At 72.4% G+C, this 11,676-nt stretch carries 10 protein-coding genes; 3 read left to right on the plus strand and 7 right to left on the minus strand.

Features of this window, described 5'->3' with window-relative positions; genetic code table 11:
• Positions 1-59: 59 nt before the first annotated feature.
• The 5 genes from ACFWZ2_RS22140 to hrcA all read right to left on the minus strand — a co-directional run bounded on the left by ACFWZ2_RS22140 (position 60) and on the right by hrcA (position 5,071).
• On the minus strand, positions 60-638 hold the full coding sequence (locus tag ACFWZ2_RS22140) for a hypothetical protein (RefSeq protein WP_384548171.1): 579 nt from the start codon (positions 636-638) through the stop codon (positions 60-62).
• Positions 639-920: 282 nt separating this feature from the next.
• Complete coding sequence (locus tag ACFWZ2_RS22145; RefSeq protein WP_384548173.1) at positions 921-1,661, minus strand: 16S rRNA (uracil(1498)-N(3))-methyltransferase; 741 nt, start codon at positions 1,659-1,661, stop codon at positions 921-923.
• Entirely contained in the window at positions 1,658-2,758 is a 1,101-nt protein-coding gene (locus ACFWZ2_RS22150) for a nitronate monooxygenase (RefSeq protein WP_384548175.1), read from the minus strand. The genes ACFWZ2_RS22145 and ACFWZ2_RS22150 overlap by 4 nt, the downstream gene beginning before the upstream one ends.
• Positions 2,759-2,917: 159 nt before the next feature.
• On the minus strand, positions 2,918-4,054 hold the full coding sequence (gene dnaJ, locus ACFWZ2_RS22155) for a molecular chaperone DnaJ (protein ID WP_384548177.1): 1,137 nt from the start codon (positions 4,052-4,054) through the stop codon (positions 2,918-2,920).
• Positions 4,055-5,071: a heat-inducible transcriptional repressor HrcA gene (hrcA, locus tag ACFWZ2_RS22160; RefSeq protein WP_384548179.1), complete on the minus strand. Its 1,017-nt coding sequence runs from the start codon at positions 5,069-5,071 to the stop codon at positions 4,055-4,057. It abuts the gene before it with no gap.
• Positions 5,072-5,277: 206 nt separating this feature from the next.
• Between hrcA and ACFWZ2_RS22165 the strand changes: the two genes are divergently transcribed.
• Together ACFWZ2_RS22165 and ACFWZ2_RS22170 are read left to right on the plus strand one after the other, a co-directional pair.
• Entirely contained in the window at positions 5,278-6,021 is a 744-nt protein-coding gene (locus tag ACFWZ2_RS22165; protein WP_384548181.1) for an MBL fold metallo-hydrolase, read from the plus strand.
• Between the two features lie 35 nt (positions 6,022-6,056).
• A complete protein-coding gene (locus ACFWZ2_RS22170) occupies positions 6,057-6,878 on the plus strand; it encodes a DUF3097 domain-containing protein (protein WP_384548183.1) in 822 nt (273 codons plus the stop codon).
• 274 nt (positions 6,879-7,152) lie between these two features.
• Here ACFWZ2_RS22170 and hemW read toward each other — a convergent pair whose 3' ends face one another.
• Both hemW and ACFWZ2_RS22180 read right to left on the minus strand, forming a co-directional pair.
• Complete coding sequence (gene hemW, locus ACFWZ2_RS22175; RefSeq protein ID WP_384548185.1) at positions 7,153-8,385, minus strand: radical SAM family heme chaperone HemW; 1,233 nt, start codon at positions 8,383-8,385, stop codon at positions 7,153-7,155.
• Positions 8,386-8,675: 290 nt separating this feature from the next.
• Positions 8,676-10,595 carry a SpoIIE family protein phosphatase gene (locus ACFWZ2_RS22180; protein WP_384548187.1) on the minus strand — a complete coding sequence of 640 codons (1,920 nt, stop codon included), beginning with the start codon at positions 10,593-10,595 and terminating at the stop codon, positions 8,676-8,678.
• A gap of 261 nt (positions 10,596-10,856) precedes the next feature.
• Between ACFWZ2_RS22180 and ACFWZ2_RS22185 the strand changes: the two genes are divergently transcribed.
• Positions 10,857-11,676: HAMP domain-containing protein (locus ACFWZ2_RS22185; protein ID WP_384548292.1), on the plus strand; the 820-nt coding region annotated here is incomplete at its 3' end.

The raw sequence follows: 11,676 nt of genomic DNA on the forward strand, positions 1-11,676 counted from the left end.
GGGCGGGGCGACAGCGGTTTGATCACTTCCCCGGCAGCCGCCCGCGGTACACCCCGACGTCACTTCCCCGGCACGCAGTTGCAGGTCGGCTCGGGCGGGTCGGCGGTGGCGGTCACGGTGACGGTGGTGGTCGGTGCGGGGTCGGGCTTGTCGTGGGAGGGCGGCTGGTGGGAGACGGGCGGATCGGAGGGCTTGTCGCCGCCGTCGTGACCGCCGTTGCCGTTGCCGTCCCCGTCGCCGTTTCCGTTGTCGCCGTTGTCGTCCCCGGAGTCGCAGTTGCCCAGGACGTCGACCTGGAACCACACCTTGGAGCCGATCTTGGCGGTGAGGTTGCCGCGCACGCACGACCCGTCGACGACGTCGTGCACCTTGCCCTTGATGGTGATGTCCTTGCCGTCCTCGGTCTCGCCCTGGCAGTCCACGTCGACGACGGCGTCCTGCGTCGGCTCACCGCTCCTGGGCGTGACCCGGTCCTCGAAGCTCGCGGTGCAGCTGAGCCACGACACGTCGGCGTGCTGCCGCTCCAGCTCCTTGGTGCCCATCTCGTCGGTGGTGAGCGCGACCGCGGAGGTGTTCAGCTCGCCGTCCACGGGATCGCACGCGGTGACGCCGAGCGCGGCGGCGCCCGCGAGCGCCACGGCGCCCAGGATCCGTGAACGCCGTACCCGTAAGGCCCTGCCGCGCACCCGCAAGGCCCTGCCGCTTGACCGCCTCAATGCCCCCATAGGGGGCAGAGTGCCACCGCACGCGCCACCGCGGTAGACCGCTTGCGGCCATCTGTCCACCCCTGGACGCGCGTTCGTGATCTCGGCGGACCCCGGAGACCAGGGCCCCGGCACGGCCGCGACGGCGCCGCACGGCGACCGGATCCGGCTCAACCCCGGTGCGCCGGGATCAGTCCGGTGCCGTCGGACGGGCGTTCAGGACCAGCGGCCGGTGCGGCCGAGCAGCAGCGCGGTCGCCGCGGTCCCCGCCGTCGACGTACGCAGCACACTGCGCCCGAGCCGGTAGGGCTTCGCGCCCGCGTCGGCGAACGCCGCCAACTCGTCGGGCGCCACGCCCCCTTCGGGCCCGACCACCAGGACGATGTGCCCGGCGGCGGGCAGCTCCGCGGTGGCCAGCGGCGCGCTGCCCTCCTCGTGCAGGACGGCGGCGAAGTCGGCGTCCGCGAGCAGCGCGGCGACCTGCTTGGTGGACGCCGCGTCGAGCACCTCGGGGAAGCGCACCCGGCGCGACTGCTTGCCCGCCTCGCGCGCGGTGGCCCGCCACTTGGCGAGGGCCTTGAGGCCGCGCTCGCCCTTCCACTGCGTGATGCAGCGCGACGCGGTCCACGGCACGACGGCGTCCACACCGGTCTCCGTCATGGTCTCGACGGCCAGCTCGCCCCGGTCGCCCTTGGGCAGCGCCTGGACGACGGTGATGCGGGGCGCCTCCGCCGGTTCCTCGCGCACGGAGTCCATCCGTACGACGAGCCGGTCCTTGCCCTCGGTGTCCAGGACCACGCACTGCGCCCAGCGCCCGGCACCGTCGGTCAGGACGACGTCCTCACCGGCCCGCAGCCGCTTCACGGAGACCGCGTGCCGCCCTTCGGGCCCTTCGAGCACATAGCGTCCCCCGTCGCCCGCGGCGACGTGCTCGACGACGAAGACGGGCGCGGTCACGCCGCCCCTCCCGGCGTCTGCGAACCGTCCTGCGGGCCCGCCGCCAACGCGGCCCTCGCCTCGGCCAGTTCGGCCACCAGGACCTCCACGAGCTGTCCGGCGGGCAGCTCCCTGGCGAGCCGGTGGCCCTGCCCCGCCCAGAGCGCCATGGCCTGCGCGTCACCGGCCTTCGCCGCGGCCTTGCGCAGCCCGCTGGTCAGATGGTGGACCTGGGGATAGGCGGCGGGGGCGTACGGCCCGTGCTCGCGCATGAAGCGGTTGACGAGGCCGCGCGCCGGGCGCCCGGAGAACGCCCGGGTCAGCTCGGTCCGCACGAACAGCGGGTTCGTCATGGCCTGCTTGTGCAGGGCGTTCGCACCCGACTCCGGGGTGACGAGGAACGCCGTGCCCAGCTGCGCCGCGTCCGCGCCCGCCGCGAGGACCGCGGCGATCTGCGCGCCGCGCATCAGGCCGCCGGTCGCGACGACGGGGATCTGCACGGTCTCGCGGACCTGCGTGATGAGGGAGAGCAGCCCGATCCCCGCGCCGTCGGTCTCCGGGTTGTCCCGGTGGGTGCCCTGGTGGCCGCCCGCCTCGATGCCCTGCACGCACACGGCGTCGGCCCCCGACCACTGGGCGGTCTGGGCCTCTTCGGGCGTGGTGACGGTGACGACGGTGAAGGTGCCGACCCGTGCGAACGCGTCGAAGACGTCGCGGGTGGGGCACCCGAAGGTGAAGGAGACCACCGGCACCGGATCGTCGAGCAGGATCGCCAGCTTGGCGTCGTACCCGTCGTCACGCCCGCTGTCCGGGTCGCCGAGCTGCGTCTCGTACCAGGTGGCCTCACCGGCGAGCTGGTTGCGGTACACCTCGACGGCGGCCGCGTCCGCGTACTCGGGCTGCGGCATGAAGAGATTGACGCCGAAGGGCCGCGACGTCAGCCCCCGCAGCTGTTTGATCTCCTGGTACATCCCGTCGGCGGTCTTGTACCCGGCGGCGAGGAACCCGAGCCCACCGGCCTCGGCGACGGCGGCGGCCAACTGCGGCCCCGAGGCGCCACCCGCCATGGGCGCCTGCACGATCGGATGGCGGCAGAGATCGGTCAGTGCGGAGGACATAACGGCATCGTGCCACGTCCTTCACAGCCCACCGAATCGTGCCCCGTAAGGGGCGCGGGGAACTGCGCGAGCAACCCCCACGGCCCGCAGGCGAAACGACGAAGCCCCCCGGCACGGGATGAAAACCCGTCGCCGAGGGACTAAGCACCGCTCAAGGCGCTAGCGCCCGTTGAACGCATCCTTGAGGCGAGAGAACAACCCCTGCTGCCCCGGCTGGAACTGCCCCGTGGGCCGCTCCTCCCCCCGCAGCTGCGCCAGCTCCCGCAGCACCCGCTCCTGCTCGGGATCGAGCTTCGTCGGCGTCAGGACCTCGACGTGCACGATGAGGTCACCGCGCCCCCCGCCCCGCAGATGCGTTACACCGCGTCCATGCAGCGGAATCGACTGCCCGGACTGGGTCCCGGGGCGGATGTCGACCTCCTCGACGCCGTCGAGCGTCTCGAGCGGCACCTTCGTGCCGAGCGCCGCGGCGGTCATCGGGATGGTGACGGTGCAGTGCAGATCGTCCCCGCGCCGCTGGAAGACGGCGTGCGGCAGCTCGTGGATCTCGACGTACAGGTCACCGGCGGGCCCGCCGCCGGGGCCGACCTCGCCCTCGCCCGCGAGCTGGATCCGCGTGCCGTTGTCGACACCGGCGGGGATCTTCACGGTCAGCGTCCGGCGCGACCGGATGCGGCCGTCACCGGCGCACTCCGGGCACGGCGTGGGCACGACCGTGCCGAAGCCCTGACACTGCGGGCACGGCCGCGACGTCATGACCTGACCGAGGAAGGACCGCGTGACCTGCGACACCTCACCGCGACCGCGGCACATGTCACACGTCTGAGCGGATGTCCCCGGCGCCGCACCTTCACCACTGCAGGTCGTACACACCACAGCGGTGTCGACCTGGATGTCCTTGGTGGTGCCGAAGGCGGCCTCGTTGAGGTCGATCTCCAGACGGATCATGGCGTCCTGGCCGCGGCGCGTGCGCGACCGGGGGCCACGCTGCGACGCCGTACCGAAGAACGCGTCCATGATGTCCGAGAAGTTGCCGAAGCCACCGGCCCCGAAACCGCCCGCGCCACCGCCGCCCGCCTGGGACAGCGGGTCACCGCCGAGGTCGTAGACCTGCTTCTTCTGCGGGTCCGACAACACCTCGTACGCGGCGTTGATCTCCTTGAAGCGCTCCTGAGTCTTCGGATCCGGATTCACGTCCGGGTGAAGCTCGCGCGCCAGCCTCCGGAAGGCCTTCTTGATCTCGTCCTGGGAAGCGTCGCGGCGCACGCCGAGTACGGCGTAGTAGTCCGTGGCCACTTACGACTCCGCCAGGATCTGTCCGACGTAACGTGCCACTGCGCGTACTGCTCCCATCGTTCCCGGATAGTCCATGCGGGTCGGTCCGACCACGCCTAGTTTGGCGACTGCCTCGCTGCCCGAACCGTAGCCGACCGAGACCACGGACGTGGAGCTGAGTCCCTCATGGGCGTTCTCATGACCGATCCGTACGGTCATACCCGAATCCGTAGCCTCCCCAAGCAACTTGAGGAGCACGACCTGCTCCTCGAGGGCTTCGAGAACGGGCCGGATCGTGAGGGGAAAGTCATGTCCGAAGCGGGTGAGATTGGCGGTGCCGCCGATCATCAGCCGCTCCTCGGTCTCCTCGACGAGCGTCTCGAGGAGGGTGGCGAGGACCGTCGCGACGGTGCCTCGGTCCTCGGCCTCGAAGGCCTCGGGCAGGTCCTGCACCAGCTGCGGCACGTCCGCGAAGCGGCGTCCCGCGACCCGGCTGTTGAGCCGTGCCCGCAGATCGGCGAGCGACGTCTCGCCGAACGGCGCCGGGCAGTCGATCATGCGCTGCTCGACCCGGCCCGTGTCCGTGATCAGTACCAGCATCACACGGGCGGGAGCGAGCGAGAGAAGTTCCACATGCCGCACCGTCGACCGCGTGAGCGACGGGTACTGCACGACGGCGACCTGCCGGGTCAGCTGCGCGAGCAGCCGCACCGTGCGCCCCACGACGTCGTCGAGGTCGACGGCGCCGTCGAGGAAGTTCTGGATGGCCCTGCGCTCCGGCGCGGTCATCGGCTTGACGCCCGCGAGCTTGTCGACGAAGAGGCGGTAGCCCTTGTCCGTCGGGATGCGTCCCGCGCTGGTGTGGGGCTGGGCGATGAACCCTTCCTCCTCCAGCGCCGCCATGTCGTTGCGGACCGTCGCCGGGGAGACCCCGAGACTGTGCCGCTCCGTCAGCGCCTTGGAACCGACCGGCTCCTCGGTGCCTACGTAGTCGTGGACGATGGCGCGCAGCACCTCGAGCCTGCGTTCACTGAGCATCGCGCACACCTCCAGCTGTCGTACGTCGCGTCGAGCCCCGCCGAGCCGAGCCCCCTTGCCTGGCACTCACCGCGGGCGAGTGCCAGCTACCAAAGGGTCAGTGTACGGCCGTGAGGTACGGCCCCGGCAAGGGCGGACCCACCGAAGTCACGCATGCGTGTCAAGCAGCGGCTGCCGAACACGGCCCGTACGGATAGCGTCACCGTATGGACGTGGCGCTGGCATGGGAAGCGGCGGGCTGGGAACGACTCGCACCGCGTGCGGGGCGGTGCCGCCTGCCGGTCTGGGACTGCACCGCGGGCCTCGTCGTCGGCGACGACGCGGCCCTCATGATCGAGGCCGGGTCGAGCCTGGCCGAGGGCGCGGCCCTGCGGACCCGCGCCAGGGACATCATCGGCGGCGGGCGACGGGTCACCCACCTCGTGTTGACGCACCCGCACTTCGACCACGTCCTCGGGGCCGCGGCCTTCGCGGGCGTGGAGGTGTACGGCGCGGTGGGCATCGACACCGTCTTCGACAAGGGCCGCGACGAACTGCGCGCGGACGCGGTGCGACACGGCGTGGCCCCGGACGCGGCGGCAGAGGCCGCCGACCTCCTGGTCCACCCGCACCACCTGGTGTGCGGGGAGTGGACACTCGACCTCGGCGGCGGGGTGCGGGTGCTGCTCGCCAACGTGGGCCCCGGCCACTCAGGACACGACCTGGCCGTCCTCGTCCCCGGCTCCGACGGCGACCCGGAGATCGTCTTCTGCGGCGACCTGGTCGAGGAGTCCGGCGAACCGCAGGCAGGATCCGACGCCGTACCGAAGCGGTGGCCCGCGGCACTCGACCGGCTCCTGGACCTGGGCGGCGAGGACGCCCTCTACGTGCCCGGGCACGGTGCGGTGGTCGATGCGGCTTTTGTCCGTGCGCAGCGCGCCACACTGGCAGGCCGCTTCGGCGTGTCGTGACCGACGGCCGGGCCGCTCTTCCTATCGTCGGCAGAATGCGCCAGTACTCCGCCGATCTCACGCCCCCTTGGAAGAAGTCGAAGCCCGTGCCGGAGGTGGCGGCGGACGCCGGCCTCGTCGTCGAGGAGCTGAGCACCGGATTCTGCGGCGCGGTGATCCGCTGCGAGAAGACCGCGCAGGGGCCGACGGTGACGCTGGAGGACCGCTTCGGCAAGCACCGCGTCTTCCCGATGACGCCCCGCGGCTTCCTCCTCGAAGGCCGCACCATCACCCTGATCCGCCCCGCCACGGGCGCCGCAGCCCCTCCCGTACGCCCCTCACGCACCGCATCCGGCTCCGTGGCCGTCCCCGGGGCGCGGGCCCGCGTCGCCCGCGCCGGACGCATCTACGTCGAGGGCCGGCACGACGCCGAACTCGTCGAACGGGTCTGGGGCGACGACCTGCGCATCGAAGGCGTCGTCGTCGAATACCTCGAAGGCATCGACGACCTCCCGGCGATCGTCGCCGAATTCGAACCCGGCCCCGACGCCCGCCTCGGCGTCCTCGTCGACCACCTCGTCCCCGGCTCCAAGGAGTCCCGCATCGCCGCGGAGGTCTCCAACGCGTACGCCCTGGTGGTCGGCCACCCCTACATCGACGTATGGGAAGCCGTGAAGCCCTCCTCCGTCGGCATCACCGCGTGGCCCCGGGTACCACGCGGCCAGGACTGGAAGACGGGCGTCTGCACGGCCCTCGGCTGGCCGGAGAACACGGGGGCAGCCTGGCAACGGATCCTGGGCTCGGTGCGCAGCTACAAGGATCTGGAACCGGAACTGCTGGGGCGGGTGGAGGAGCTGATCGACTTCGTCACGACATAACTGGCCCCGGGGCCTCAACCAGCCCTTCCCCACCGCTCCGCGGCGGCCATTCCCACCCGCCCGCCCGAAGCTCGGCGCCGGACGCCACCCCGCACAACAAACCCCGCCGCTCCGCGGCGGCCATTCCCACCCACCCGCAGCCGCCAGCGGCGCTCCGCCCCCACGAGAGACCTCAACTCGACGGGTAGGAGATACGGGTGGAGCGGGTGGGTAAGAGGGCCGCCCGCAGGGCGGAAAAGGACACCCGCCCCAGCCCCCCGCACCGGGCCGCCCCTCAGTCCACCAGCCCCCGCACAACCCCATCCGCCAACAACCGCCCCCGAAGCGTCAACACGGCCCGCCCGCCCGCAAAGGGCACACTCTCAAGCAGCCCGTCCTCCAAGGCCCGCCGCGCAGCGGCAAGCCCGGCAGGACGCAGCAGCGACAACGGGCACCCGTCCCGAAGCCGAAGCTCCAGCAGGACCCGCTCGACGCGCCGGTCCTCGTCCGAGAGGACCTCGCGGCCCGCCCCGGGCGACCGCCCCTGCGCGAGCGCACCGGCGTACGCGCCGGGATGCTTGACGTTCCACCACCGCACCCCGCCCACGTGGCTGTGCGCGCCGGGCCCGGCCCCCCACCAGTCGGCCCCGCGCCAGTACAGCTCGTTGTGCAGGCACCGGCCAGCCTCGGAGGTGGCCCAGTTGGACACCTCGTACCAGTCGAAGCCCGCTCGTCCAAGGACTTCGTCGGCGATCAGGTACCGGTCCGCGTGCACGTCGTCGTCGGTCATCGGGACCTCTCCGCGCCGGATCCGCCGGGCGAGCTGGGTCCCTTCCTCGACGATCAGGGCGTAGGCGCTGATGTGGTCGGGCCCGGCGCCGAGCGCCGCGTCGAGCGAGGCGCGCCAGTCGTCGTCGGTCTCGCCGGGGGTGCCGTAGATGAGGTCGAGGTTGACGTGCTCGAACCCGGCCGCCCGCGCCTCGGCGACGCACGCTTCGGGCCGCCCGGGCGTATGCGTACGGTCGAGGATCTTCAGGACGTGCTGTTTGGCGCTCTGCATGCCGAAGGAGATCCGGTTGAAGCCGCCGGCCCGCAGTTCGGCCAGGTAGGCCGGGTCGACGGATTCCGGGTTGGCCTCGGTGGTGATCTCCGCGTCGTCGGCGAGCCCGAACTCGTCGCGTACGGCCCCCAGCATGCGTACGAGATCGGCGGCGGCGAGGAGCGTCGGCGTACCGCCCCCGACGAAGACGGTCCGCACCGGCCGTGGGTCGTCGCCGAGGACCTTCCTGGCGAGGCGGACCTCGTCGATCAGGGTGTCCGCGTAGTTGTCGCGCGAGGCGAGCACGCCGCCGGAGCCGCGCAGCTCGGTGGCCGTGTAGGTGTTGAAGTCGCAGTAGCCGCAGCGGGTGGCGCAGTACGGGACGTGGAGGTAGAAGCCGAGCGGGCGCGACCCCGCGCCGTGCAGGGCGGACGCGGGCAGCGCCCCGTCCTCGGGCATGGGCTCACCATCGGGCAGTGCGGAAGGCATACCTCGATTGTCCCGCACGGCACGATCCCGGCCGCCCCGCACGGCACGATCCCCGGCCGCCCCGCACGGCACGATCCCGGCTGCCCCGCACGGCACGATCCCCGGCCGCCCCGCACGGCACAACCCCGGTCGCCCCGCACGGCGGAACTCCCGACGCACCACGGAACCCCCGACGCCCCGCGGAATTCCCGCCGCGGCCCACCCACACCGGCCCCGACCAGCACCACCCCCGGCTCCCGGCCCCCGGCTCACGAGCCTCCAGCCCCAAGCCCCCAGCCCCGCCCCGCCCCTCACCGCGCCTGCAACACCAGCAACGCCATGTCGTCGTCCGGCGGCCGCTCCGAGAACTCATGCACGAGCCGCCTGATCCGTTCCGCCACCAGACCCGCGTCGAGCCCGGCGCAGCCTGCCAGCGCCTCGGCGAGCCCGTCGCCGTCGTCGAACTGGAGGCGTCCCTGGCGGCGCTCGGTCACGCCGTCCGTGACGCACAGGAGCGTGTCGCCGGTCCGCAGCTCGAAGCTCTCGCTGGTGTACGTCTCGTCGTCGACGACACCGAGCAGCATCTGCGGCCCCGCCGCGGCCCGTACGTCGCCCTCGGGCGAGAGCAGCAGCGGCAGGGGGTGTCCCGCGCAGGCGACCGTGCAGCGTACGCCGCCGTCGAAGGGGACCAGTTCGCCGTAGAGGAGCGAGAGGAAGCGCGAGGTGGGTCCCTCGGACGGCACGCCCTGGCCGCCCGCGGCCGCGACGACCGCCGCCGCGGCCGCGGCCGCTTCGGCCGCGTCGTCGAGCAGGAGCTGGTTGAGGCGGTCGAGCACCTCCGCGACCTGGTATCCCTCGCGGGCGAGCAGCCGCAGCCAGGGGCGGGCGAGGCCGATGACGACGGCTGCCTCGGGGCCCTTGCCCTGGACGTCGCCGAGCGCGAAGCACCAGCGTCCCTCGCCCGCCTGGAACACGTCGTAGAAGTCGCCGCCGGGACCGCCCTTGTCACGTGGCTCGTACACGACGCCGCTCTCCACGCCGGGGATCTCCGCGATCCTGCTGGGCAGCAGTCCGCGCTGCAGGACCTGGCTGATGGTCGCCTGTCTCTGGAAGCGGCGTGCGGCGCTGATGGCGAGCGCGACCCGGCGGCTGAAGTCCTCGATGAGGCCGGTGACTTCGTCGGGGAAGCGGACGAGCCCGGCGCGGCCGATGACCAGGGTGCCGAGCGACCGGCCGCCCGCGGTGAGGCGGTAGGCGAGGGCCGCGCCGGAGTTCTCGCCCGCGAGCGCCTCGCCGGGCCAGGGGACGGGGTAGGCGCCCATGCCCAGCGCGTGGGGCAGTTGCGGCGGGTCCTTCTCCAGGACCCTGCGCAGGTCCTCTATGCGGTGTTCGCTGGTGTGCCAGACACGGGCGAGCCGCTCCCCCGATCCGCCGCCTGCGGCTCCGCGCCCGGATCCTTCGGAGGCGTCGTCGAGCCATACCGCGCACCAGTCCGCGAGCCGCGGCACGAGCAGCTGTCCGGCGAGGGCGGCCACCAGGTCCTCGTCGAACTGTCCGGCCAGCAGGTCGGACGCCTCGGCGAGGAAGGAGAGCGCGCCGCGGTTGATCCAGTCCGTGTCGTGCGTGGCCCGCTTGGGCAGCGGCGCGAGGATCTCGGCGGCCCGCAGTCCGCGCTGCAGCGCCTGTTCGCTCGCGTACGACTCGATCTCCTGGACGGCCTGCACGCCGTCGACGGGCAGCCGGGCCCAGACGGTCTTGGTGCCCGTGCGGTAGGTGATGCCCCAGGAGTCGGAGAGGGTCGCGACGAGATGCAGCCCGCGGCCGTACTCGGGGGTGCCGTGCGGCTGCGGGCCCTGTTCGCCGCGGACGGCGCGGTTGGGGTGGTGGTCGGACACCTCGATGACGAGGGTGTCCGTACTCTCGCCGTCCACGGATTCGTCGAGCCTGCAGAGCAGTTCGACGGCCGTGCCCGCGTGCACGACGGCGTTCGTCACCAACTCGCTGACCAGGAGCACCGAGTCGTCGGCGAGGCGGTCGCTGATGCCCGCGGCGGCGGGCACGCCCAGTTCGGTCCAGTCGGCGAGTGCCGCGCGCACGAATCTGCGTGCGGCGGCGGGCGCCAGTGGATTTCCGGGCAGCGACGTACGCACCACCGCCGGCGGCCCCGGCAGGTGGCCGGAGGTGACGGAGGGACGGAAAGCGGTCTCCCGTTGCATCGGAATGGACCCCACTGTGCGGCTCCTGAGCAGTTCGGGCGAATACGCCTCAGGCGACACCGACAGAGTGACAGACTGACCACGCCCATAAGCACCGAGTTACTGAAGTGGGCCGCTATGAGTGAGAACAGTGCTATGCCCGCGCTCGGCCCAGGCAGGATTCCGGCCCCGGCGCAGACCAGGACTTCCACCGCGCAGCCCACCGCCTCCCGTGACGGGACGGCCGTCGGTGTCGCGGTGGCGACGGAGGCCGAGCTGCGCCCGCTGCTCGCCGCCATGCGCGCCGCGCGCGACGGGGACTTCACCAAGGTCGCTCCCCTAGGCGAGGGCACGGCGGCCGAGCTCTACACGATCTTCAACGAGATGGTCGACCGCTCGATCCACTTCGACAGCGAACTGGTGCGCGTGCGCCGGGAGATCATCCGGCACGGCCGCCTGGACGAGCGGTTCGCCGCGAGTCCGGGGCAGGGCCGCTGGGCCGCGCGCGTCCAGGAGATCAACACGCTGCTCGACTCGCTGGTCTCCCCCGCGGCCAACGCGACCCGGGTGCTGAACGCGGTGGCGGGCGGCGACCTCACGCAGCGCGTCGACCTGCACGACGGCACCCGTGAGCTGAGGGGCGATCTGCGCCGTTTGGGCCGCGCCGTCAACACGATGGTCGACCAGTTGTCCCTCTTCACGGGCGAGGTGACCCGCGTCGCCCGCGAGGTGGGCACGGAGGGCCGGCTCGGCGGGCGCGCCAAGGTGCGGGGCCTGTCGGGCAGTTGGCGCGATGTGACCGAGGCCGTGAACACGATGGCGTCGCGGCTGACCGCGCAGGTGCGTGACATCGCCCTGGTGACCACGGCGGTGGCGCAGGGCGACCTGACCCGCACGGTCACCGTCGAGGCGACGGGTGAACTCCTCGAACTGAAGCTCACCGTGAACACGATGGTGGAGCAGCTCTCCGCGTTCGCCGCCGAGGTGACCCGGGTGGCGCGCGAGGTGGGCACGGAGGGCCAGTTGGGCGGCCGCGCCCAGGCGCGCGGGGTGTCGGGCGTGTGGAAGGACCTCACCGACAACGTCAACTTCATGGCGTCGAACCTCACCTCGCAGG

It is taken from the genome of Streptomyces sp. NPDC059002, assembly GCF_042740435.1.
Taxonomy (GTDB): domain Bacteria; phylum Actinomycetota; class Actinomycetes; order Streptomycetales; family Streptomycetaceae; genus Streptomyces.

Excerpts from the sequence above, each read along its gene's own strand:
- ACFWZ2_RS22165 (WP_384548181.1), top strand. The coding sequence starts at position 5,278 with ATGGACGTGGCGCTGGCATGGGAAGCGGCGGGCTGGGAACGACTCGCA.
- hemW (WP_384548185.1), bottom strand. The coding sequence starts at position 8,385 with ATGCCTTCCGCACTGCCCGATGGTGAGCCCATGCCCGAGGACGGGGCG.
- ACFWZ2_RS22150 (WP_384548175.1), bottom strand. The coding sequence starts at position 2,758 with ATGTCCTCCGCACTGACCGATCTCTGCCGCCATCCGATCGTGCAGGCG.
- ACFWZ2_RS22170 (WP_384548183.1), top strand. The coding sequence starts at position 6,057 with ATGCGCCAGTACTCCGCCGATCTCACGCCCCCTTGGAAGAAGTCGAAG.
- hrcA (WP_384548179.1), bottom strand. The coding sequence starts at position 5,071 with ATGCTCAGTGAACGCAGGCTCGAGGTGCTGCGCGCCATCGTCCACGAC.